Raw genomic sequence first — 24668 nt, forward strand, 5'->3', positions numbered from 1 at the left:
CAGCCGCGCAAACGTCAGGGATTCTAGCAGAGCCCGGCTCGCGCCGGGGCGTCATTCCGCCACGACCAGCAGCTGGCGCAGCAGCCGGGCCTCGTCCGCGTCGCCGCCGCTGATCGGAGCGATCACGCTGCGCGGCGCGTCGATGTGCAATTGCCAGCCGTGTTCGTCCACCGTCTCGTTGCGGATCGCGCCGACGGCCTTCAGCCGTGCATGCAGGCGGCCGGCCGACAGCGGCAGCTGCAGCGCCGACTGCACCCGACCGCCGCCGAGCAGCTCGCCCAGAGCCTGCCGCAGCAGACCCAGCCCGGCGCCGCTGGCGGCGGACAGCCAGACCCGCACCGGCTTGCCGCTGCCGTCGCGCTCGATGCGCGGCTCGGCACCGGCCAGGTCGATCTTGTTCATCACGTGCAGCTGCGGCACGTCGCCCGCGTCGATCTCTTCCAGCACGTTGTCCACGATGTGGTGCAACCGCTCGCGCTCCTCGTCGGCGGCGTCGCTGACGTGCAGCAGCAGGTCGGTGTCGCGCGCCTCGGCCAGGGTGGCGCGGAACGCGGCGACCAGGTCGTGCGGCAGCTCGCGGATGAAACCGACGGTGTCGGCCAGCACCGCCGGGCCACAGCTGAGATCCTCCAGCTTGCGCACGGTGGGATCGAGCGTGGCGAACAACTGGTCAGCGGCATAGACGTCGCCGGTGGTCAGCGCGTTGAACAGGGTCGACTTGCCGGCGTTGGTATAGCCGACCAGGGCGACCCGCGGCACCGTGTTGCGCAAGCGCGCACGACGTTGCTGGCCGCGCTGGGTCTGCACTTTCTCCAGCCGCTTGCTGAGCATCTTGACCCGTTCGCCGAGCAGGCGACGGTCGGTTTCCAGCTGGGTTTCGCCCGGGCCGCGGTTGCCGATGGCGCCGCCGCGCTGGGCGTCCAGATGGGTCCAGCCGCGGACCAGCCGGGTGGCCAGATGCTTCAGCTGGGCCAGCTCCACTTCCAGCTTGCCTTCGTGCGAGCGGGCACGCTGGGCGAAGATGTCCAGGATCAGGCCGGCACGGTCGACCACGCGGATGCCCAGATGTTTCTCGAGGTTGCGTTCCTGCACCGGGGTCAGCACGTGGTCGACCAGCACCAGGTCGGCCTCCAGCGCACGCGCTGCCTCGGCCACTTCGTCGGCCTTGCCGGTACCGATGTAGTAGCGGGGGTTGGGATCCTCGACGCGGGCGCTGATCACGCCCAGCACCTCGGCCCCGGCGGATTTCACCAGCTCGGCGAACTCTGCCGCGCGCCGCGCCGCATCGCCCTCGCCGCGCGAATGCGGCAGGACCAGCACGGCGCGGTCGCCTTTCTTTTGTCGGTCAAACACGAGTGGGCATGGTCCTTCGGGAGCAGATCCACTTCATGCGGGCTGACACCGCGGCTATCAAGCGTCCGTGTCGGTGGAGGCGGTCAGCGCGTCGGCGTGATGGTCGCCGCCCTCATGGCCTTCGTGGCCATTGCCGATACGCACGTTGCGGCTGGGTACCACGGTGGAGATGGCGTGCTTGTAGACCATCTGGCTGACCTGGTTGCGCAGCAGCACCACGAACTGGTCGAACGATTCCACCGTTCCCTGCAGCTTGATGCCGTTGACCAGGTAGATGGCTACCGGCACGCGCTCACGCCGCAACGCATTCAGAAACGGGTCTTGCAACGACTGCCCCTTGGACATTTCTTGTTCTCCCCTTGCCTCGGACAGACCGGAGAAAAAACGCCGACGGCGCCCCGGCCCAACATGTACGGGGATGTTAGCTGCTTTCAAATGATTGATGAAAGGAGATTTTCGCGCCGCGCTGGTGCACCGGGTCACGCTGGCGGGGTTGCCCGGCCCGGTTGGCCCAGAAACAGCTGCACCGCGGTGGCGGCGCGGGCAGCCACGCCGGCTTGGTCCGGGTCGAACAGCCGGGCGCCGTGCTCGCTGCGTAGCCAGGTGATCTGCCGCTTGGCCAGCTGGCGGGTGGCGAAGATGGCGCGGTCGCGGAACCCGAGCGCATCGGTCTGGCCGTCCAGGTGCTCCCATGCCTGCCGGTAGCCGACCGCGCGGATCGCCGGCAGGTCGACGTACAGGTCACCGCGCGCGCGCAGCGCGCGTACCTCGTCCAGCAAGCCTTCCGCCAGCATCGCGTCGAAACGCCGGGCGATGCGCTCATGCAGCATGCGCCGGTCGGCCGGCAGCAGGGCCAGTTTCAGCACGCGCCACGGGAAGTGCGTTGCCGCACCGCCGTTCTGCAGTTCGGACAGCGGCCGGCCAGTCAGTTCGATCACCTCCAGCGCGCGCTGCAGGCGCTGCACGTCGTTGCAGCCGATGCGGCCGGCGGCAGCCGGATCGAGCGTCGCCAGCCGCGCATGCATGGCCGGCCAGCCGAGTTGCCGCGCCTCCGCGGCCAGCCGCGCGCGGGTCGCCGGGTCGGCTTCCGGCAAGTCGGACAACCCCTGCTGCAACGCGCGGAAATACAGCCCGGTACCGCCGACCAGCAGCGGCACCCTGCCCTGCGCGCTGATCCGTTGCATCACCGGCAGCGCGTCGGCGCGGAAGTCCGCCGCCGAATACGGCTGGCCGGGATCGCGGATGTCGACCAGCGCGTGCGGATGGCGCGCCAGCGTCGCCGGGTCGGGCTTGGCCGTGCCGATGTCCATGCCGCGGTAGACCAGCGCCGAATCGACGCTGACCAGGTCCAGCGGAAACCGTTCGCCCAGCTCGCAGGCCAGCGCGGTCTTGCCGGAGGCGGTGGGGCCTATCAGGAAGATGGCGAGGGGGCGGGTGTCGATCGGCATCTCGACAGTTTAGAGGTTGCCGCAACGCAAGAGGCCCGCATCGACGACGCGGGCCTTGGTGCTTGCCAAGTCACACGATGGCGGCCCGCATCGGGGCAGCTCAGCGGCAGGACTGCCCGGCCGGCGGCGGCAGCGCCAGGAACACCGTGCTCCACAGCTGCGCGGCGTTGGATTCGTCCTCGTGCGCGCCTTCCGCACCGAAGGGTTCGATGCGGTAATGGCCGTCGGCATAGGACCAGGACCACAGCTCCGAGGTTCGCACCGCGCCAGCCGCGCAGATCGCACGCCACAACCCCGCCTGTGCCGCCTCGAGGTGCCGACGGGTCGCGGCGGACAGGTCGGCGCGGGCCAACTGGCGCTTCAGGCCGGCAGCCATGATGGCCTGCTGCCAGGCCCAGACCACGGTGCCGTGGTACGCGTTGTTGCCGAAGCGCGTCCACACCTCGCGATCGGCATAGGCGGGATTGGCGACCACCATGCCCACGTCAGTCATCAGGCCCGCCGGGAACGGCCGCATCAGGCTGCTGACGTTGCGGTCCAGCACGGCGGCGTCGGGCTTGCCGAACAACAACCGGAAACCCTCGTCCGAATGCAGCACCGGAATCGGCTTGCCCTGCGCATCCAGCGCGATCGCAGGGAATTCCAGGCTGGCGCCACCCATGGCCTTCAACGCGGCTGCATCGGACACGCCGATCTGCTTTGCGTAATCGCGCACCTGACGGGTAGCACGATCGTTGGGCAGGCGCACGGTGAACAGGGCGCTGGCGTGCTGTTCCCAGTCGCCGGCGCTGACCGCAGCCGCACGCAGGCGTTCGCGTTGCGCCGGCGTGGTGTAGTCGCCCAGCAGGCCGGCATCGAGGAACTCGCCGATCGCGCGCAACGCGGCCGGCATCCACACCGCGTTGACGTCGTAGGGATAGCGGCCGCGGCCGATGCCCTCGTTGCTGTCGCGCCATTGTCCCACCTTGGCGCCGGGCTTGAGCGCAACCAGGTTCGCATACACCGGCTTGCGCGCGAAGGCTTCGCTGCTGGCGGCGACAAACAACAGGTTGCGCACCAGCGCATCGCCCTGCCGCCCTGCCCCGAGCTTGCCAGCCAGGAAGGCGCGGGCGCCTTCGCGCCCACGCGGATCCTCCAGCAACCATGCGGCCGCGACCGGCGGCAGCATGACGTTGCCGTCGATCATCGTGTAGTCGTAGATCGGCGCAGCCGACGGCTTGCCCTGCTCCTTGAGGTGCTGCAACACCGCGAACTCGCCGATGCCCTCCTCGTGCGCGACCTGGCCATCCGGCGAGAGACGCGCCAGCACCGAAGCGATCCCGGCGTCGACCGCGGCCGGCTGCAGCACCGGCATCAGCAGGCGCAGCGACATCAGCGTATCGCGCCCGAAATAGGTATCGAAACGCCAGGAGCCGGCGAGGAATTTTTCGCGGTAGCTGAGGAACCGCAATGCCTCGCGGCTGCGCAGATCGGGTTGCGCATGGTCGTTGAGCAGGTCGGTGAACGGGGTCAGCGGGGGCTCGCCGGTGCTGGCTTCGATGCGCAGGTGCAGCGCCTCGCCCGCGCGATCCGGGCGCAGCACGATGTGCCCGTCCTCGCGGACGAAGTTGCCGTTGTCCGTGCTCAGCGCGATGGCGTAACCCGGCGCGCCGTCCAGCCGCTGGCGCTGCCAACGGATCGAGCGCCCGGTGAGCTGCGGCGTGGCGACGATCTGCGGCGTGGCCGCCACCTGTGCGGTGTAGCCCTGGCCGAGCTGGTAGTCGCGCAACACACGGATGCTGCCGAGCACGGCATCTTTCAGCACCAGCCGGTCAGCCGTGACACTGGCATCGGCGGCGATGCCGCTCCAGGCGTGACCCTCCACGGTGCGCTGCTGGCCCATCACCCGCCCCAGAGACCAGTGCACCGGTTTGTCGGTCGGCTCGAACCACACGCCCGCACCGCTGTTGCCGGCCGGGAACGCCACCAGCACGCGCGGCTTCTCGCCGGAGCTGAGCAGCAGATGGGCGGCGACGCTGCCATCCTGGAAAAACGCGTTCTCGATGTTCCCCTCCGTGATGCGGAACTGCAGCGGTGTACTGGCCCCCTGATCCGGCGCCGCCCGCGCCGCCGGCATGGCCGCCAGGCCCGCCACCAGGGCCAGCGACGAAACGACGGAACGCCACCGCCGCTGCCGTACCGCCGCCCCCATCAAACTCCCGATCGTGCTCAAACGCATTCGTCCGCTCCGTTCATTGATACACAGTCTTGCGACAGTAAAAGCATGGACCCGGGACCACAACGCTGCACTGCACGAAGCCGGTCTTCCGCACGCCTCCTATAATGCCTGTTTACCTGCCCTCCCCACGGAAATTCCCATGCCGCAGACGATGAAAGCCCTGGTCAAGCGCAAGCCCGAGCAGGGCATCTGGATGGAAGAGGTGCCGCTGCCCGAGGTCGGCCCGAACGAGGTGCTGATCAAGATCGAAAAGACCGCGATCTGCGGGACCGACCTGCACATCTACAAGTGGGACGAGTGGAGCCAGCGCACGATCAAGCCGGGCCTGACCATCGGCCACGAGTTCGTCGGCCGCATCGTGGAGATCGGCCCCGGCGTCACCGGCTACAAGGTCGGCGACCGCGTCTCGGCCGAGGGCCATATCGTCTGCGGCCACTGCCGCAACTGCCGCGCCGGGCGCCAGCACCTGTGCCCGAACACCATCGGCATCGGCGTGAACCGCAACGGCGCGTTCGCCGAGTACATGACCATGCCGGCCTCGAACCTGTGGCCGATTCCGGACCAGATCCCGTCCGAGCTGGCCGCGTTCTTCGACCCCTACGGCAACGCCGCGCACTGCGCGCTGGAGTTCGACCTGATCGGCGAGGACGTGCTGATCACCGGCGCCGGCCCGATCGGCATCATCGCCGCCGGCATCGCCAAGCACGTGGGCGCGCGCAACGTGGTGGTCACCGATGTCAACGACTATCGCCTGAAGCTGGCCGCCGAAATGGGCGCCACGCGGGTGGTCAACGTCGCCAACCAGTCGCTCCGGGACGTGATGAAGGACCTGCACATGGAGGGCTTCGACGTGGGCCTGGAGATGAGCGGCAACCCGCGCGCGTTCAACGACATGCTCGACTGCATGTACCACGGCGGCAAGATCGCCCTGCTCGGCATCCAGCCCAAGGGCGCCGGCATCGACTGGGACAAGGTGATCTTCAAGGGCCTCACCCTGCAGGGCATCTACGGCCGGCGCATGTACGAGACCTGGTACAAGATGACCCAGATGGTGCTGACCGGCTTCCCGCTGCAGAAGGTGCTGACCCACCAGATCCGCATCGACGACTTCCAGAAGGGCTTCGACCTGATGGACGCCGGCAAGTGCGGCAAGGTGGTCTGCTCCTGGAGCTGAGCGCAGGCGCAGCAGGAGTTCACGGAACGGCGACGTCCGTTCCGTGAATGTGACCGGGCCACCCTAACCGCTGCTGACGCGCAAGTCGGCCGGTCCTTCAACCATCCCTGGCTTCTTCGTAGACTGCACCGATCCGCGCTGAGCGGCAGGATGGCCAATGGCCGGCACGGCGTATTCCGCGCCACCAGGCCGGGTGCCCCGGGGAGTTGTCCATGCTCGATCGTCATTTTCTCGCCGGGCCACGCTGGGTCGCCGTGCGGGAACGCGCCGAGCGGCTGTACCGCTCGCACCGCCTGCGCCGCAACCTGCTGATCGCCGCGGTCGTGCTGCTGGTGTTCGGCCTGCTGGGCTTCTTTGCGGCGCCGCCGATCATCCGCTCGCAATTGCAGACACGGCTCGGCGCGGCACTGGGACGCACGGTGACGATCGGCGCTGCGCACCTCAACCCGTACACGCTGCGCCTGGATCTGGACCGGTTGCACATCGCCGAAGCCGACGGCCGCTCGCCGTTCGTGGACGTGGACCGGCTCACCATCAATGCGTCATGGACCTCGCTGTTCCGGCTGGCGCCGGTACTGGACGAGCTGGCCGTGCAGCAGCCGCGGATCCACCTGGTGCGCACCGGGCCGCAGCGCTTCAATTTCTCGGACATGGTCGAGCGATTCTCCGGTCCGGCCGACCCGAACGCGAAACCGGCACGCTTCGCGGTCGCCAATATCAGCGTGCACGGCGGCGACATCGCGTTCGACGACCAGGTGCTGAAAACCAGCCACCGCGTCGACCGGATCGAGGTGGGGATTCCGTTCCTGGCGAACCTGCCCGCCGACACCGACCTGTTCGTGCAGCCGCTGCTGGCGATGCGCGTGGACGGCAGCCCGTTGCGCATCGACGGCCAGACCAAGCCGTTCGCGAACAGCCGCGAATCGGTGATGACGTTCCAGATCGATCACCTGGACCTGCCAAAATACCTCGCCTACGCGCCGACGCCGCTGCCGGTCGCGGTGCCTCGTGGCCAGCTGTCCGGCAAGCTGGAACTGCATTTCGTGGCGGCCCCGGGCGGCAACCAGCTGCGCCTGGGCGGCGGCCTGGCACTGGACGATTTCGCGCTGAACAACCCCGACGGCGTGGCCTTGCTGGAACTGGGGCACGGCACCGCCGAACTGGTCGACGTGCAGCCGCTGCAGTCGCACTACCACCTGGGCGCGATCTCGCTGGACAAGGCCACCCTGCACTACCATCGCACCGCCGGCGGCCACAGCAACTTCGATTCGCTCGTCGCGCCCACGCCTGCCGCCCCAGCCGGCCAGTCGGCCGGCAAGCCCAGCGAGGTAAGGATCGACACGCTGAGCCTGAACGCCGGCCGTTTCGACTACGCCGACCTCGGCTCCAGCGGCGATGCGCCCGGCACGCTGCAACTGGAGAACCTGCATGGCACGCTGCGCGGGTTGTCCACCGTGACGGCGCCGGCAGCCACGCTCGACATCGCGGGCCAGCTCAATGGCGGCGGTATCGCCGGCAACGGCGGCCTGGATCTTGCCGCCGCACGCTTCAACGGCAAGCTCAAGCTGCAGGGCGTGCAACTGGCGCCGCTGCAGCCGCTGGCGCTGCCGCAGCTGAAGGCGACCGTCGCCGGCGGCGCATTGGATGCCGACGGCCAGTTGCGGGCCGAATGGGGCAAGGCGGTGAACCTGCACCTGGAGCCGGCCACCCTCGTGGTGAACGGCCTGGCCCTGAAACGGCGCGACGACCAGGCCACGCCGCTGGCCTGGAAATCGCTGCGGTTGAAGATCACCAGCCTCGACCTCCTCAGCCGCGAGGCCCGCCTCGACAGCATGCTCGTCGACGGGCTGAAGCTGGACCTGCAGCGCCTGCGCAACGGCACGATCGACCTGGCCGCGCTGATGGGCACACCGCCGGCGCCCGCCAAAGCTGGCACGGCCGCAACTGCGCCGGCGTGGCGCTGGAGCGTGGCGAACCTGCAACTGCAGGGCAGCGATGTGACGTTCAAGGATCTCGCTGCCGACCGACCGATGCCGCTGCTGGTACATGCCGGGCACTACAGCATCGACGGGTTGTCCAGCGACTTGCACAAACCCCTGAAGCTGGCGCTGACCGGCCAGCTGGGCAAGGGCAAATACAACGTCGAGGGCAGCGTGCGACCGCAGCCGCTCGATGCCGACCTGCGCCTGAAGACCTCCGGCGTGGATATCGCGCCGCTGCAGTCGCTGATCAGCGTGCCGCTGAACGTGCACATCGCCAGCGCCCTGCTCAGCCTGGACGGACGCGCACGCTACAGCGACCGGGGCAAGACTCCGGCCCGACTGGACTACCGCGGCCGGGCCACGTTCGGCCGGGTCCGCATCCAGGACAAGCTGACCGGCGACGATTTCCTGCGCTGGCACTCGCTGAACGCCTCGGGCATGGCCATCCGGCTGGGCGAGGGCGCGCCGCGCGCCGACATCGACGGCATCGCGCTGAGCGACTTCTACGCCCGCGTGATCATCAACGCGAACGGTCGCCTGAACCTGCAGGACGTCGTCGCGAACCCCGCGGCGGCCCCGGTATCGGTGACCCGCGAACAGGGAGCCGCGGCGAACCCCGCCAAGTCCAAGCCGGCTCCCGCCGCGGTGGCCGCGGCGCCGAACGCAGGAGGGCCGGCCGCGGAAGTCCGTATCGGCCAGATCACCCTCGCCCGCGGCGAATTGAACTACACCGACAACTTCATCAAACCGAACTACACCGCGAACGTCACCGGCCTCACCGGCAAGATCGGCGCCTTCGGCACCGCCGGCGGCGCAGCGCCGGCGGAGCTGGTACTGCAGGGCAAGCTCGACGAAAACTCGCCAGTGGACATCAACGGCACCATCAACCCGCTGACGCCGGTGGCCTTCCTCGACATCAAGGCGAAGGCCGATGGCGTCCAGCTGCCGCATCTGTCGCCGTATTCGGGCAAGTACGCCGGCTACCCGATCACCAGCGGCAAGCTCAACGTCGACGTGCACTACCAGCTCGACCAGCGCAAGCTGGTCGCGAACAACCACATCTTCATCACCCAGCTGACCTTCGGCGACCGCATCGAGGGCACCGGCGTGAGCCACCTGCCGGTGAAGCTCGCGGTGGCGCTGCTGAAGGACACCGATGGCAACATCGACCTGAACATCCCGGTGTCCGGTTCGCTGGACGATCCGCAGTTCAGCATGGGCAGCCTGGTCTGGCATGCGTTCGTGAACCTGATCACCCGTGCCGTGACGTCGCCGTTCCGCCTGCTGGCGTCGATCGGCGGCGGCAACAAGCCCGACCTGGGCTACGTGGAATTCGCGCCGGGCTCGGCCGTGCTCGATGCCGAGGCCAGGTCGCGGCTGGGACAACTGGTGGCGTTCCTGCAGTCCAAGCCATCGCTGACGCTGGACATCTCGGGCCGCATCGACCCCGGCGTCGACGAGAACGGCCTGCGCAAGGTGATGGTCGACGACCTGGTGCGCCAGGCCAAGGCCGACGACGACGGCAAGCACGAGGATCCGGCCGCGCTCCAGCTTACCCCCGACGAATACCAGCATTACCTGGTGCGGGTGTACAAGCGGGCCAAGTTCCCGAAACCGAAGAACATCATCGGCCTGACCAAGTCGCAGCCGCCGGAGGAAATGCACCAGTTGCTGGAGACCAACATGCCGGTCGACGCCGAAGCCATGAAGCAACTGGCCGAACGCCGTGCGTTGGCGGTGCAGGCCTGGCTGAAGGGCAAGCTGGACGACAAGCGCATGGCACTGCAGGCACCGAAACTCGACGCCAAGGGTATCGAGGACAAGGGCAAGACGACGCGCGTGGATTTCGGCTTGCGCTGACGGAGCAGTGGGAACGGAGCCAGACGCCCGTTTCCTGGCCGTGGTCGGCCGCTACAATGGGCTTTTCCCCAAGCCCGGAATCCTGCCATGACCTACCCTACCAAGGCGCGCTACGCCAGCGAACTGGACTCCATCCGCGAACAGGGGTTGTTCAAGGCCGAGCGCATCATCACCTCGCCACAGTCCGCCGAGATCGAGCTGGAAGGCGGCCGCAAGGTGCTAAACTTCTGCGCCAACAACTACCTTGGGCTGGCCGACCATCCCAAAGTGATCCAGGCCGCCAAGGACGCGCTGGACAGCCACGGCTTCGGCATGGCCAGCGTGCGCTTCATCTGCGGCACGCAGGACCTGCACAAACAGCTGGAGGCGAAGATCGCCGCCTTCTTCGGCACCGAGGACACCATCCTCTACGCCGCCTGCTTCGACGCCAACGGCGGCCTGTTCGAGCCGCTGCTGGGCGAGGAGGATGCGGTGATCTCCGACGCCCTGAACCATGCCTCGATCATCGACGGCATCCGCCTGTGCAAGGCCAAGCGCTTCCGCTACGCCAACAGCGACATGGCCGACCTGGAGGCCCAGCTGAAGGCCGCCGACGCGGCCGGCGCGCGGACCAAGCTGATCACCTCCGACGGCGCATTCTCGATGGACGGTTTCATCGCCAGGCTCGACGAAATCACCGCGCTGGCGGCGAAATACGACGCCATGGTGCATATCGACGAGTGCCACTGCACCGGTTTCCTCGGCGACACCGGCCGCGGCTCGGCCGAGGTCAACGGCGTGATGGACAAGATCGATATCTTCACCGGCACCCTGGGCAAGGCACTGGGCGGTGCGCTGGGCGGCTTCACCACCGGTCGCAAGGAAGTGATCGAGCTGCTGCGCCAGCGCTCGCGTCCGTACCTGTTCTCCAACTCGCTGCCGCCGCACGTGGTCGCCGCCGCGATCAAGGTGTTCGACATGCTGGCCAGCGCCGGTGATCTGCGGAACAAGCTCAAGCAGAACACGCGCTACTTCCGCGGGCAGATGACCGCCACCGGCTTCGACATCAAGCCGGGCGTGCACCCGATCGTGCCGGTGATGATCTACGACGCGCCCAAGGCGCAGGCGATGGCCAGCGCCCTGCTGGAGGAAGGCATCTACGTCACCGGTTTCTTCTACCCGGTGGTGCCGCAGGGCCAGGCGCGCATCCGTACGCAGATGAGCGCTGCGCACACCCGCGAGCACCTCGACCGGGCCATCGCCGCTTTCACCAGGGTAGGCCGGAAACTGGGCATCATCCCGGCCTGACCGCGGTTGCGGAAGTCCACCGGCGGTGCTCCTACCGGACGGATGGCGCGGCAAGCGAGCGTACTTCGTCGGCGCTCAGCCGCCGCCATTGCCCCTTCGCCAATCCGCCCAGCGCCAGCGGTCCGATCGCCACCCGGATCAGGCGCAACACGTCGAAACCCAGCACGGCCAGCAACCGGCGGATGTGCCGGTTGCGCCCCTCGTCCAGCACCACCTCCAGCCAGGCGTTCTTTTCGCCCGTGCGCAGCAACGACGCGCGGCGCGCCACCAGCCGATCGCCGGCGTCCTCCACGCCTCTCAACATCGCCTCCAGGGTCGATGCGTCGGGCCGGCCAGCCACCTGCACGTGGTAGGTCTTGTCCAGGTGCGTGGCCGGGTCGGTGATGGCGGCGGCCCAGCTGGTGTCGTTGCTCAGCAGCAACAGGCCTTCACTGGCCTTGTCCAGCCGGCCCACCGGCCCCAGCCACGGCAGCCCGGCGGCAGCCAGCGCGGTATAGACCGTGGCGCGTCCGTGCTCGTCGGATGCGCTGACGACCAGCCCGCGCGGCTTGTTGAAGGCGACATAGACACACCCGGCAGGCTTCACCACCTGGCCATCGACGGCTACCTTTTGCCGGTCGATCAAGGTCGGATGGTACGGATCGCGAACCACCCGACCCTCCACGCTGACTCGGCCGTCACGAACCCACTGCTCGGCCTGGCTGCGCGAGCATGCGCCCAGCTTGGACAGCACCCGCGCCAGCCCGTGGCGTGACGGCCGGGGTGCGGATGCTGCGGCAGGACGTGCGGAGCGGAAAGGCGGACGAGGCATCGCGCTAGCGTATAGGCCGGAGTCGCGATGCGACAACAAGACGCACCGCAACTACAGGGGAGAAACCAAAAAAAAACCCGGCCGAAGCCGGGTTTTTTCATTGCTGCATTACGCGATCCGATTACTGCTGGACCTGCAGTTCGGTACGGCGGTTCTGCGCACGGCCGGCGTCGGTGCCGTTATCACCGATCGGGTCGTTCTTGCCGTGGCCGATCGGCCCCTCCAGACGGCTGGCAGCGATGCCGTGGCCGGTCAGGTAGTCGTACACGATCTTCGCACGACGCTCCGACAGGCTCTGGTTATAGGCATCGGTACCCTTCGCATCGGTGTAACCGGCAACCGTCACCTTCACCTGCGGATACCGCTGCAGGGTGTCGATGGCCTGGTTCAGCACCGAGATCGAATCGGCGCTCGGCTCGGCCAACGACTTCGAGATATCGGTCTCGCCCTTCTTCGGGCGATCGAACTTGAAGTTCACGCCGCGCAGGTCGATGACGACCTTCTGTGGGCAGCCATCCGGACCGACGATCGTGCCTTCCGGCAGATTCGGGCACTTGTTGTCGCACAGGTTCACGCCGTTGCGGACCTGCTTGGAGCAGTCCGGGGCGGCCGGGGCGGCAGCCACCGGGGCAGCAGCGGCAGCCGGCGCACCGAAGCGCGAAACGATGCTGAAGCCCAGGAACCAGTCGCCGTAACCGCTCTTCGACGGCTGCGACTTGTCGTCCCAGTCATAGCGGTAGCCGGCTTCGGCACGGAAATCCGAGCTGTCGGTGATCGTCTTCGACACGCCGCCACCCAGCTCGGCAGCCGGCGACCAGCCCTTGTCGCCGGAATTGTGGTGGTTGCTGCCCATCACGCCGGCCAGCAGGTACGGGCGCCAAGCGTTCCAGTCACCCGCATAGAAACGCGCGGCCACGCCAAGGTTGTTGTTGGACCAGCTGCCGCCACCGACTTTGGAGTCACGAGTGCGCTTGGTGCGGTCAATGAACCCGTCAATCGAGACATTCGGCGCGATGAAACGACCCACGCCCAGCCCGTAATAGAACTGACGGCTGTTGGTGTTGCGGTCGGTGTCGTTGTAATAACCGCCCACCGTCGGCGCGATATACCAACGACCGTCATAGGAAGAAGTGGCAGCGGTGGTATCGGCGGGAGCGGCGGTGTTCTGCGCATGAACGGCACCTACGCCGCCCAGGGCCAGCGCGATCAGAAAATACAAGCCCTTACGTTTCATCAGGTGTCTCCTCGTTTATTAGATTTCGCATCCGTTCAACCCCAACCGGAAGTCGCACGTCAGAACTGAACTGCCTCATTCAGGACTCTTGCAGCCCCTGCTTGGTGTTTTCCTGCAACAAGCGGCGGAGAGTGTAGCAAAAACGTTAAGTAGGTAGCGCTTCAACATCGTTGCCACACCATGGCTGGTGAGGCTTTGTTCAGGAAAGTTTATTGACTTGCACATGCCGGATCCCGGTAGGGAAGCCGGTGTCACATGCAGCCACTGCACCAACATAGGATCCCAGGCGGAAGCGGATGGGCAAGGCAGCAGCCAGCTCATTGCGACTGCCTGCCATTAATCTTCCACTCACACCGTCTTTACAATGTGAAGAGCCCGAGGAACTGCTGCAGCGGCATGGCGTCCAACTGCGCCGGATTCTCGACTGCCGCCATGATCGCCCTGACCTGATGCGCCGGAAGCTGGCCACGCATGACCGCCTCGAACTTCCGCAGCAGCACCGGAATGCCTTCAGCGCGACGCTTGCGGTGGCCGATCGGGTAGTCGATCGAGACCTTTTCGGTGCTGCTGCCGTCCTTGAAGAACACCTGCACCGAATTGCCGATATAGCGCTTGGCGGGATCGAAATAATCCCGGGTGAACTGCGGGTTCTCCACCACCGTCATCCTGTCGCGCAGCGCGTCGATGCGCGGATCGGCGGCCACGTCGTCGTTGTAGTCGCTGGCCACCAGTCGGCCGAAGATCAGCGGCACCGCCACCATGTACTGGATGCAGTGGTCGCGATCGGCGTAGTTCGCCAGCGGGCCGGTCTTGTCGATGATGCGGCAGCCCGCTTCCTGGGTCTCGATGACGATCTTCTCGATCTGGTCGAGCCTGCCCGCCACTTCGCCGTGCAGCTTCATCGCGCACTCCACCGCGGTCTGCGCGTGGAACTCGGCCGGGTAGCTGATCTTGAACAGCACGTTCTCCATCACGTAGCTGCCGAACGGACGCTCGAACTCGAACGGCTTGCCCTTGAACGCCACGTCGTAGAAGCCCCAGGTCTTCGCCGACAGCGCCGACGGATAGCCGACCACGCCGCGATACACCGCGTTGATCGCGTGGGTCACCGCGCGGCGGCAGGCGTCGCCGGCGGCCCAGCTCTTGCGCGGGCCGGTGTTCGGCGCGTGGCGATAGGTGCGCAAGGCGCCGTTGTCGATCCAGCTGTGCGACACGGCGGTGGTGATCTGCTCCTTGTCGCCGCCGAGCATCGCCGTGGCCACCGCGGTGGAAGCCAGCCGCACCAGGATCACATGGTCCTGGCCAACCCGGTTGAAACTGTTCAGCAGCGCGTAGCAGCCCTGGATCTCGTGCGCCTTGATGGCGTAGCCGAGCACGTCGCGCACGGTCAGCGGCCGGCCGCCCTCGCGCTCCGCCTTGCGGCTCAGGTAGTCACCCACCGCCAGGATGCTGCCGAGGTTGTCCGACGGGTGGCCCCACTCGGCCGCCAGCCAGGTGTCGTTGAAGTCGAGCCAGCGGATCTGCGTGCCGATGGCGAACGCCGCCTGCACCGGGTCCAGCTCATGGCTGGTGCCTGGCACGCGCGCACCGCCCGGCAACGTGGCGCCCGGCACCAGCGGGCCGAGGTGCTTCACGCACTCGGGGAACTTCATCGCCAGCATCGCGGTGCCCAGCGAGTCCAGCAGCATGTAGCGCGCGGTGTCGTACGCCTCCTTCGAGTCGATCTGATAGTCGACCACGTAATCGGCGATGTCGACCAGCGGCTGGTCGGGATCGGGACGGACGGCGGAGCGGATGTCGTGCGCACCCATGAGGCTCACCTCCTGGCAACAGGGAGACCGCCATTATCCGACGAATTGTCCAGCCCTGTCGCTTGACGCAGACCTTGTCGAAGCTTCCCGGCCGTGTCGCCGTCGCAACAGGGAGCCTCCTGCTCCTGCAGGCTCATGCCGCAGGCACGCGTACCCAGCCTTCCATCAGGACGCGTGCGCTGCGGCTCATGATCGCCTTGGTGACGGTCCACGTGCCGTCGACCAGCGCCGCCTCGGCGCCCACGCGCAGCGTCCCCGATGGATGGCCGAAGCGCACGGCATGACGCTCGCCGCCACCCGCCGCCGCATTCACCAGGGTGCCGGGAATCGCCGCCGCGGTGCCGATGGCGACCGCCGCCGTGCCCATCATGGCGTGGTGCAGCTTGCCCATCGACATGGCTCGCACGAGCAGGTCGATGTCGCCTGCCTTCACGGGCTTGCCGCTCGAGGCGACGTAATCGGCCGGCCGGGCGACGAAAGCCACCTTGGGCGTGTGCTGGCGGGTGGCGATCTCGTCGAGCGACTTGATCAGGCCCATGCGCAGCGCGCCGTGCGCGCGAATGGTCTCGAACATCGCCAGCGCCTTGGCATCGCCGTTGATGGCGTCCTGCAGCTCGGTGCCGGTGTAGCCGATCGCCGCTGCCTCGACGAAGATCGTGGGGATGCCGGCGTTGATCATGGTCGTCTTGAGCGTGCCGACGCCCGGCACGTCCAGGTCGTCGACCAGGTTCCCGGTCGGAAACATCGCCCCGCCCGCGCCATCCTCCTCGGCGGCCGGGTCCATGAATTCCAGTTGCACTTCGGCCGCCGGGAAAGTCACGCCGTCCAGCTCGAAATCGCCGGTTTCCTGCACCACGCCGCCGGTCATCGGCACGTGGGCGATGATCGTCTTGCCGATGTTCGCCTGCCAGATGCGTACGATGGCGATGCCGTCGCGCGGCAGGCGCGCGGGATCGACCAGCCCACCCGCGATGGCGAACGGACCGACCGCCGCCGACAGGTTGCCGCAGTTGCCGCTCCAGTCGACGAAGGCTTTGTCGATCGCCACCTGGCCGAACAGGTAGTCCACGTCGTGGTCCGACCGGCTGCTCCTGGACACGATCACCGTCTTGCTGGTGCTGGAGGTGGCACCGCCCATGCCGTCGATCTGCTTGCCGTAGGGATCGGGGCTGCCGATCACGCGCTGCAACAGCGCATCGCGCGCGGCACCCGGCACCTGCGCCGCCTCGGGCAGATCCTGCAGGCGGAAGAACACGCCCTTGCTGGTGCCGCCGCGCAGGTAGGTGGCGGGAATGCGGAGCTGGGGAGCGGGTGCCATGGTCGTGTTTGTCCTGTAGTGACCAGGCTCCGCCTGCGCGACGCAAGCGGAGCCGCCAATGCGAGGTGATACCACATGGAATAACCCGTCATTCCCGCGAAAGCGGGAATGACGGCAAGAATCACGCCGCCTGCGAAGCCTCGATGAAATCCTGCGCGAAGCGCTGCAGCACGCCGCCTGCCTCGTAGATCGACACTTCCTCGGCGGTGTCAAGGCGGCAGGTCACCGGCACCTCGACGCGTTCGCCGTTCCTGCGATGGATGACCAGCTTGAGATCCGCGCCCGGCGTGCGCGCACCCGTCACGTCGAAGGTCTCGCTGCCGTCGATGCCCAGGGTCTTGCGGTTCGTGCCGGGCTTGAACTCCAGCGGCAGCACACCCATGCCGATCAGGTTGGTGCGATGGATGCGCTCGAAGCCTTCGGCCGCGATCGCCTCAACGCCCGCCAGGCGCACGCCCTTCGCCGCCCAGTCGCGCGAGGAGCCCTGGCCGTAGTCGGCGCCTGCGATCACGATCAATGGCTGCTTGCGGTCCATGTAGGTCTCGATCGCTTCCCACATGCGCATCACCTTGCCTTCCGGCTCCACGCGGGCCAGCGAGCCCTTCTTCACCTGGCCATCGACCACCGCCATCTCGTTGGTCAGCGTCGGGTTGGCGAAGGTGGCGCGTTGCGCGGTGAGGTGGTCGCCGCGGTGGGTCGCGTACGAATTGAAGTCTTCTTCCGGCAAGCCCATCTTCGCCAGATATTCGCCCGCGGCGCTGCTGGGCAGGATCGCGTTCGACGGCGACAGGTGGTCGGTAGTGATGTTGTCGCCGAGCACGGCCAGCGGGCGCATGCCGGTGAGCGTGCGCTCGCCGGCGAGGGCGCCCTCCCAGTACGGCGGACGGCGGATGTAGGTACTCTGCGCGCGCCAGTCGTACAGCGGCGCGGCGCGGGTGCCGGAGCGGCCGGTGCGCGCGAACATCGGCTCGTAGACCTTGCGGAACTGCTCCGGCTTCACGCTGGAAGCCACGATCGCGTCGATCTCCTCGTCGCTGGGCCAGATGTCCTTCAAGGTCACCGGCCGGCCGTTGGCGTCGTGGCCCAGTACGTCCTGCTCGATGTCGAAGCGGATGGTGCCGGCGATGGCATACGCCACCACCAGCGGCGGCGAGGCCAGGAAGGCCTGCTTGGCGTACGGGTGGATGCGGCCGTCGAAGTTGCGGTTGCCGGACAGCACGGCGGTGGCGTACAGGTCGCGCTCGACGATTTCCTGCTGGATCTTCGGATCGAGCGCGCCGGACATGCCGTTGCAGGTGGTGCAGGCGAACCCGACGATGCCGAAACCAAGCCGCTCCAGCTCCGGCAGCAGGTTCGCCTCCTTCAGATACAGCTCCACCGCCTTGGAACCGGGCGCGAGCGAGCTCTTCACCCACGGCTTGCGTGCGAGGCCGCGCGCGTTGGCATTGCGTGCCAGCAAAGCCGCCGCGATCACGTTGCGCGGGTTGCTGGTGTTGGTGCAGCTGGTGATGGCGGCGATGATCACCGCGCCGTCGGGCATCTGGCCCGGCTGTTCCGTCCATTCGCCGGCGATGCCGCGTGCGGCGAGATCGGACGTGGGCAGGCGCTTGTGCGGATTGGACGGGCCCGCCATGTTGCGCGCCACCGAGGACAGATCGAACGTCAGCGTGCGCTCGTACTGCGCCTGGGCCAGCGCATCGGCCCACAGGCCGGCGGCCTTGGCGTAGATTTCCACCAGCCCGACCTGCTCATCGCTGCGGCCGGTGAGGCGCAGGTAGTCGAGAGTCTGGCCATCGATGAAGAACATCGCGGCGGTGGCGCCGTACTCGGGCGCCATGTTGGAGATGGTGGCGCGATCACCCAGGGTGAGGCTGGCCGCGCCTTCGCCACGGAATTCCAGGTAGGCACCGACCACCTTCTCCTTGCGCAGGAATTCGGTCAGCGCCAGCACGATGTCGGTGGCGGTGATGCCGCTCTGGCGCTTGCCGGTGAGCTCGACGCCCACGATGTCGGGCAGGCGCATCCACGAGGCTCGGCCGAGCATCACGCTCTCCGCCTCCAGGCCACCCACGCCGACGGCGATCACGCCGAGCGCGTCCACGTGCGGCGTGTGGCTGTCGGTACCTACGCAGGTATCGGGATAGGCCACGTCCCTGCCTTGATCATCGTGTTGCACCTGGATCACCGGCGACATCTTCTCCAGGTTGATCTGGTGCATGATGCCGTTGCCCGGCGGAATCACGTCGACGTTCTCGAACGCCTGCTTGGTCCACTCGATGAAATGGAAACGGTCCTCGTTGCGGCGATCCTCGATCGCACGGTTCCTGGCGAACGCGTTCGGATCGAAGCCGCCGCACTCCACCGCCAGCGAGTGGTCCACGATCAGCTGCACCGGCACCACCGGGTTCACCTTGGCCGGCTCGCCGCCGCGCTCGGCGATCGCATCGCGCAGGCCGGCCAGGTCCACCAGCGCGGTCTGGCCGAGGATGTCATGGCACACCACGCGCGCCGGGAACCACGGGAAGTCGCGCTCGCGCTTGCGCCCGATGATCTGCTGCAGCGACTCGGTGAGGATCGCCGGATCGCAGCGGCGCACCAGGTTCTCGGCGAGCACGCGCGAGGTGTACGGGAGCGTGTCGTAGGCACCCGGCCGGATCGCCTCCACGGCGGCACGCGCATCGAAATAATCCAGCGAAGTGCCTGGAAGGGCTCGGCGGTAGACGGTATTCATGAGTATCAAGACCCCTCGGGGGCGAACCCCCCGGCTGATGTGTTCATGGTGCATTTCAGGGTGTGGAAGCCCATCCCCTGAGGATTCCGGATTGACTGCGGTGCATGTCGGCACCCACAATGGCCGAGTACGGATCCCAAGAGGGAGTAGTTCCGGACGCCGCTTCATCAGGCGCCCGTGCAATGGTCGTCATCACGAGCGGGGCACCGTTCCGGCCACTGCAGCGGCTCTGCCGCGGACGAGACTTTTGCGGTGACAACGGGCTGCGCGTGCCTGTCGTTGCTGCAACTGTCTCACGCGCGGAGATCGACACATGACACCCACCGACTTCCTCTCCGGCCTGTCCACCATCGTGCTGCTCGACTTGGTGCTGGCCGGCGACAACGCCATCGTGATCGCGCTCGCCGCGCGCAAGCTGCCCGCGTCGCTGCAGAAGAAAGCCGTGTTCTGGGGCAGCTTCGGCGCCGTCGCCGTGCGCATCGCGCTTACCGCCGTCGTGGTCTGGCTGCTGGAGTTGCCGGGCCTGATGCTGGCCGGCGGCCTGTTGCTGCTGCCGATCGCGTGGAAGCTGCTGAAGCAGGACGAAGCGCCGCACGATGTCGCCACGGCCGACAGCTTCTGGGCCGCGCTGCGCACCATCATCGTCGCCGACGCCCTGATGGGGCTGGACAATGTGCTGGCGATCGCCGGCGCGTCGCGCGGCAACCTGCTGCTGGTAGTGCTTGGCCTGGCGATCAGCGTACCGCTGGTGGTATGGGGTTCGACCCTGATCCTGAAGCTGATCGGGCGCTTCCCCGTCATCGTCTACTTCGGCGCCGGCGCGATCGCCTGGACCGCGGCGCGCATGATCGCGCACGATCACCTGCTGCACGACCTGTTCGCCGCGCGTGGCTGGTCCGGCTGGCTGCTCGATGTCGTGCTGGTCGCCGGCGTCTGCGGCGGCGGCTGGCTGGCGCGACAGCAGTCCGCCGATGGCTGCGATTGACGACAAGGGAGCCGGATCGACTCCCTTTTCGCGCCCGTTCCCGCGCATGCTCAACGCTTGTCGATCGGCACGTAGGCCTGGTCTTCCGGGCCGGTGTAGTTCGCGCTGGGGCGGATGATCTTGCCGTCCTGGCGCTGCTCGATCACGTGTGCGCTCCAGCCGGAGGTGCGCGCGATCACGAACAGCGGCGTGAACATCGCGGTGGGCACGCCCATCATGTGGTAGGCGCTGGCCGAGTACCAGTCGAGGTTGGGGAACATCTTCTTGATCTCGCCCATCACCTTCTCGATGCGCTCGGACACCTCGAACAGCACCGGGTTGCCGCCGTCCGTGCACAGCTTGCGCGAGAGCTCCTTGATGATGACGTTGCGCGGGTCGGACACCGTGTAGACCGGGTGGCCGAAGCCGATCACGATCTCCTTGCGCTCGACGCGGGCGCGGATGTCGGCCTCGGCCTCGTTCGCGTTGCGGTAGCGCGCGATGATCTCCATCGCCACCTCGTTCGCACCACCGTGCTTCGGGCCGCGCAGCGCGCCGATCGCGCCGGTGAGGGCCGAGTACATGTCCGAGCCGGTGCCGGCGATCACGCGCGCGGTGAAGGTGCTGGCGTTGAACTCGTGCTCGGCGTACAGCACCAGCGACTTGTCCAGCGCGTTCGCGTGCAGTTCGCTGGGCGCCTTGCCGTGCAGCACGTGCAGGAAGTGCGCCGCGATGGAGTCGTCGTCGGTCTCAGTCTCGACGCGCTTGCCGTTGTGGCTGAAGTGGTACCAGTACAGCAGCATCGAACCGAAGCTGGCCATCAGCCGGTCGGCGATGTCGCGCGCGCCGGTGACGTTGTGATCGTCCTTCTCCGGCAGCACGGTGCCCAGCACCGAGCAGCCGGTGCGCAGCACGTCCATCGGATGGGTGGCGGCGGGCAGCAGTTCCAGCGCTGCCTTGACCGGCGCCGGCAGGCCGCGCAGGCGCTTCAGCCTGGCCTTGTAGTTCTGCAGCTCGGTCCAGTTCGGCAGCACGCCGTAGACCAGCAGGTGCGCCACTTCCTCGAAGCAGCCCTTCGCCGCCAGATCGTGGATGTCGTAGCCGCGGTAATGCAGGTCGTTGCCGCTGCGACCGACGGTGCACAGGGCCGTGTTGCCTGCCGCTACGCCGGACAGCGCCACGGATTTCTTGGCCTTGGGAAGGACTTGCTCGCTCATCGGATGTCTCCAGTGATGCAGGGGATTTCAAATGGTGGAACGATGTGTTTCTGCAGGAGCGCACCCGGTGCGCGAACGCTCTTCGCGCGCTGGGTGCGCTCCTACATGGCCGGCGTCAGCCCTTCTGGGCGAACAGCGCGTCGAGCTTGTCCTCGTAGGCGTGGTAGCCCAGGAAGTCGTACAGCTCCTCGCGCGTCTGCAAGGTGTCGATGATGTTCTTCTGGGTGCCCTCGCGGCGTACCGTCTCGTAGAAGTTCAGCGCCGCCTTGTTCATGGCGCGGTAGACGCCGCAGCAGTACAGCGCGATGTCCACGTTCGCGCTCCTGAGTTCCTCGGTGGTGAAGAACGGCGTGGAACCGAACTCGGTGAGGTTGGCCAGGATCGGCACCTTCACCGCCGCCTTGAACTTGCGATAGTCGTCCAGCGTCTTCATCGCCTCGGGGAAGATCATGTCGGCGCCGGCCTCGACGTAGGCCACCGCGCGCTCGATCGCGGAATCGATGCCCTCGACTGCCGCCGCGTCGGTGCGCGCCATGATCACGAAGCCCGGATCGGTGCGCGCGTCCACCGCCGCCTTCACGCGGTCGACCATCTCCTCCTTCGGCACCACCTCCTTGCCGGGGCGATGGCCGCAGCGCTTCTGGCCTACCTGGTCCTCGATATGCACCGCAGCCACGCCGATACGCTCGAAATTGCGGATGGTGCGCGCGATGTTGAAGGCGCCGCCCCAGCCGGTGTCGATGTCGACCAGCAGCGGCAGGCCGGTGGCGTCCACGATGCGACGGGCGTCGGTGAGCACGTCTTCCATCGTGCTGATGCCCAGATCCGGCATGCCCAGCGAATTGGCAGCCACGCCGCCGCCGGACAGGTACAGCGCCTGGTAGCCCACGCGCCTGGCCATCAGGCCGGCATAGGCGGTAATCGCGCCGATCACCTGCAGTGGCGATTCAGCGGCAAGCGCGGCCCGGAAGCGGGCGCCGGCAGAGTCGAGTGGGGACATGGTGGTTCTCCGAAACCTCACATTGTAGGCGATGCGCCGCCGCGCCCATGTCGCAGCGCATCGGACGGCGGCTACTCTGCGCCCGCCAAACATATTGATCAATCTTGATCTAAACGATCAATATGTCTGCCATGCGCACCGTCTACCTTCCCGCCCGCGACGCCGCCGCCCGGCTCGGCATCAGCCTGGCCACGCTGTATGCCTACGTCAGCCGCGGCAAGGTCGATTCGCGCCCCGGCCCGGACGGCCGCAGTCGCGAATACCGGGCCGAGGACATCGAGCGCCTGATCGAGCACCGCCAGGCCGGCCGCGGCGCCGCGCAGGGCGCGGCGCACAGTCTCACCTGGGGGCTGCCGGTGCTGGAGACGCGGATCTCGCTGATCCGGCCGCACGGCCACTACTACCGCGGGCAATCGGCCATCGAACTGGCTCGGGACGGTGCCAGCCTGGAGGAAGCCGCGACGCTGCTATGGGAATGCGGCGACCACGATCCGTTTGCCGCGCCACCGCTCGCCGCATGGCCACCCGTCGTGCAGGGCCTGCTACGCCGACGCGGCGTGCCACCGCTGGAGCGCACCGCCGCGGCGCTGCCGCTGCTGGCGCTCACCGCGCCACATGCGCACAGCACCGATCCGCTGCAGCGCCGCGAGGGCGCCGCCCGGCTGTTGCGCGAGACGGCCGCCCTGCTCTGCGCAACCAGGCCGGACCGGCGCCCAATCCACCAACTGTTCGCCGCGGACTGGCGCCGCCCGGACGCGCATGCCGCCTCCCTGCTGCGCAGCGCCCTGGTGCTGTGCGCGGACCACGAACTGAATGCTTCCGCCTTCGCCACCCGCGTGGCGGCCTCGACCGGCGCCAGTCTGCACGCGGCCGCCGGCGCAGGGCTGGCGGCGCTCTCCGGCCCGCAGCATGGCGGCGCTGCCGCCCGCGCCTATGCGCTGATCCGCCAGGCCTTGCGCGCACGCCATCCCGCGGATTGCGTGCGAGAGCGCCTGCGTCATGGCGACGAGCTTCCCGGCTTCGGCCATCCGCTGTATCCGGACGGCGACCCGCGCGCCGCCTTGCTGTTGCACATGCTGGCCGGCTCGCGCCCGCGGCTGCCGGGCATGGCGCGCGTGCAGCGCCTGGTGGACGCGGCGGCCGCAAGCAGCGGACGCGCGCCAAGCCTGGATTTCGCACTGGCCGCGATCGCCCTGCTGCACGGCCAGGATGCGGACGCGGCGCTGTCGCTGTTCGCCGCCGGGCGCATGGCCGGCTGGCTGGCACATGCGCTGGAACAGCAGGAGGCCGGCGGGCTGATCCGCCCCCGCGCGAACTATGCCGGCACCATGCCGGCGCGCCAGCGCTGAAGGCCGCAACCCCGTAACCACCCATCTCCATGGGACCGGCACGGCTTTCGCACGATGTCGCCCGTCCCCCGCCTGCACAGTGCCGCCGGCCTGCCGGGCTCCGCCGGAAGCGGAGCCCATCGATAGGATTGGTCAATTCGTTCAATCTCGATAATCAATTGGACCAATCGTTGGCAATCCTTACAATCAACCCCATCGATTCACCCATCCACCACCAACGGAGACTGCAACGTGTCTTTGATCAATACCGAAGTGAAGCCGTTCAAGGCCCAGGCCCTCAAGGCTGGCAAGTTCATCGAAGTCACCGACGCCAACCTGAAGGGCAAGTGGTCGGTCGTGTTCTTCTACCCGGCCGACTTCACCTTCGTCTGCCCCACCGAACTCGAGGACCTGGCCGACAACTATGCCGAGTTCCAGAAGCTGGGCGTGGAGATCTACTCGGTGTCCACCGACACCCACTTCGCGCACAAGGCCTGGCACGACACCTCCGACGCGGTGAAGAAGATCCAGTACACCATGGTCGGCGACCCGACCCACCAGCTCTCGCGCAATTTCGACGTGCTGATCGAAGCCGACGGCATCGCCGATCGCGGCACCTTCGTGATCGATCCGGCGGGCAAGATCCAGATCGTCGAGATCACCGCCGGCGGCATCGGCCGCGACGCCAAGGAACTGCTGCGCAAGGTCAAGGCCGCGCAGTACGTCGCCACCCATCCGGGCGAAGTCTGCCCGGCCAAGTGGAAGGAAGGCGAGAAGACCCTGGCGCCGTCGCTGGACCTGGTCGGCAAGATCTGATTCGCCTCGCGCATTGCGCGCCGGATCCGGGGTTCTCCCGGATCCGATTCACCGAGACACAACGTAACGCGACGCCCGGGTTCGCCCGGGTGCTCGCCACGCACACCCCGAAAAAA

At 67.5% G+C, this 24668-nt stretch carries 17 protein-coding genes; 6 read left to right on the forward strand and 11 right to left on the reverse strand.

Annotation, left to right across the window (positions count from 1 at the left end):
• Positions 1-51: 51 nt before the first annotated feature.
• The 4 genes from hflX to AC1Q5A_RS07915 all read right to left on the reverse strand — a co-directional run bounded on the left by hflX (position 52) and on the right by AC1Q5A_RS07915 (position 5019).
• On the reverse strand, positions 52-1353 hold the full coding sequence (gene hflX, locus AC1Q5A_RS07900; RefSeq protein ID WP_492699935.1) for a ribosome rescue GTPase HflX: 1302 nt from the start codon (positions 1351-1353) through the stop codon (positions 52-54).
• A 57-nt stretch (positions 1354-1410) separates the two neighbouring features.
• Positions 1411-1698 (reverse strand): RNA chaperone Hfq, encoded by a 288-nt coding sequence (gene hfq / locus AC1Q5A_RS07905; RefSeq protein ID WP_492699937.1) that lies wholly within the window; start codon positions 1696-1698, stop codon positions 1411-1413.
• A 134-nt stretch (positions 1699-1832) separates the two neighbouring features.
• Entirely contained in the window at positions 1833-2801 is a 969-nt protein-coding gene (gene miaA, locus AC1Q5A_RS07910) for a tRNA (adenosine(37)-N6)-dimethylallyltransferase MiaA (protein ID WP_492699939.1), read from the reverse strand.
• A gap of 100 nt (positions 2802-2901) precedes the next feature.
• Positions 2902-5019, reverse strand: coding sequence for a hypothetical protein (locus AC1Q5A_RS07915; RefSeq protein WP_492699941.1), 2118 nt, complete (start codon positions 5017-5019; stop codon positions 2902-2904).
• A gap of 139 nt (positions 5020-5158) precedes the next feature.
• Between AC1Q5A_RS07915 and tdh the strand changes: the two genes are divergently transcribed.
• The 3 genes from tdh (at position 5159) to kbl (ending at position 11322) form a co-directional block, all read left to right on the forward strand.
• Positions 5159-6193, forward strand: a complete 1035-nt coding sequence (gene tdh, locus AC1Q5A_RS07920) for an L-threonine 3-dehydrogenase (RefSeq protein WP_492699943.1) — start codon at positions 5159-5161, stop codon at positions 6191-6193.
• A gap of 212 nt (positions 6194-6405) precedes the next feature.
• On the forward strand, positions 6406-10035 hold the full coding sequence (locus tag AC1Q5A_RS07925; RefSeq protein ID WP_492699945.1) for a DUF748 domain-containing protein: 3630 nt from the start codon (positions 6406-6408) through the stop codon (positions 10033-10035).
• Between the two features lie 87 nt (positions 10036-10122).
• On the forward strand, positions 10123-11322 hold the full coding sequence (gene kbl / locus AC1Q5A_RS07930; RefSeq protein ID WP_492699947.1) for a glycine C-acetyltransferase: 1200 nt from the start codon (positions 10123-10125) through the stop codon (positions 11320-11322).
• A 31-nt stretch (positions 11323-11353) separates the two neighbouring features.
• On the opposite strand, the gene AC1Q5A_RS07935 is transcribed toward kbl, so the two are convergent.
• The 5 genes from AC1Q5A_RS07935 to acnD form a co-directional block, all read right to left on the reverse strand.
• Entirely contained in the window at positions 11354-12133 is a 780-nt protein-coding gene (locus AC1Q5A_RS07935) for a pseudouridine synthase (protein ID WP_492699949.1), read from the reverse strand.
• Between the two features lie 121 nt (positions 12134-12254).
• Positions 12255-13367 (reverse strand): OmpA family protein, encoded by a 1113-nt coding sequence (locus AC1Q5A_RS07940; protein WP_492699951.1) that lies wholly within the window; start codon positions 13365-13367, stop codon positions 12255-12257.
• A 359-nt stretch (positions 13368-13726) separates the two neighbouring features.
• Positions 13727-15178 (reverse strand): bifunctional 2-methylcitrate dehydratase/aconitate hydratase, encoded by a 1452-nt coding sequence (locus AC1Q5A_RS07945; RefSeq protein WP_492699953.1) that lies wholly within the window; start codon positions 15176-15178, stop codon positions 13727-13729.
• 133 nt (positions 15179-15311) lie between these two features.
• The gene (gene prpF, locus AC1Q5A_RS07950; RefSeq protein WP_492699955.1) at positions 15312-16496 is read right to left on the reverse strand and encodes a 2-methylaconitate cis-trans isomerase PrpF; all 1185 of its coding nucleotides are present in this window, start codon (positions 16494-16496) and stop codon (positions 15312-15314) included.
• A 121-nt stretch (positions 16497-16617) separates the two neighbouring features.
• Positions 16618-19227 (reverse strand): Fe/S-dependent 2-methylisocitrate dehydratase AcnD, encoded by a 2610-nt coding sequence (gene acnD / locus AC1Q5A_RS07955; protein WP_492699957.1) that lies wholly within the window; start codon positions 19225-19227, stop codon positions 16618-16620.
• 313 nt (positions 19228-19540) lie between these two features.
• Between acnD and AC1Q5A_RS07960 the strand changes: the two genes are divergently transcribed.
• Entirely contained in the window at positions 19541-20212 is a 672-nt protein-coding gene (locus tag AC1Q5A_RS07960) for a TerC family protein (RefSeq protein ID WP_492699958.1), read from the forward strand.
• A 50-nt stretch (positions 20213-20262) separates the two neighbouring features.
• On the opposite strand, the gene prpC is transcribed toward AC1Q5A_RS07960, so the two are convergent.
• A complete protein-coding gene (gene prpC / locus AC1Q5A_RS07965) occupies positions 20263-21408 on the reverse strand; it encodes a bifunctional 2-methylcitrate synthase/citrate synthase (protein ID WP_492699960.1) in 1146 nt (381 codons plus the stop codon).
• Positions 21409-21523: 115 nt separating this feature from the next.
• The gene (gene prpB, locus AC1Q5A_RS07970) at positions 21524-22408 is read right to left on the reverse strand and encodes a methylisocitrate lyase (RefSeq protein WP_492699962.1); all 885 of its coding nucleotides are present in this window, start codon (positions 22406-22408) and stop codon (positions 21524-21526) included.
• A 122-nt stretch (positions 22409-22530) separates the two neighbouring features.
• Here prpB and AC1Q5A_RS07975 point away from each other — a divergent pair, with 122 nt between their 5' ends.
• Both AC1Q5A_RS07975 and ahpC read left to right on the forward strand, forming a co-directional pair.
• On the forward strand, positions 22531-23757 hold the full coding sequence (locus AC1Q5A_RS07975; RefSeq protein WP_492699964.1) for a citrate/2-methylcitrate synthase: 1227 nt from the start codon (positions 22531-22533) through the stop codon (positions 23755-23757).
• A gap of 231 nt (positions 23758-23988) precedes the next feature.
• Positions 23989-24552, forward strand: coding sequence for an alkyl hydroperoxide reductase subunit C (ahpC, locus tag AC1Q5A_RS07980; RefSeq protein WP_492699966.1), 564 nt, complete (start codon positions 23989-23991; stop codon positions 24550-24552).
• Positions 24553-24668 lie beyond the last annotated feature (116 nt).

The sequence above is a fragment of the Rhodanobacter sp. GW835-FHT13D09 genome, from assembly GCF_058793995.1.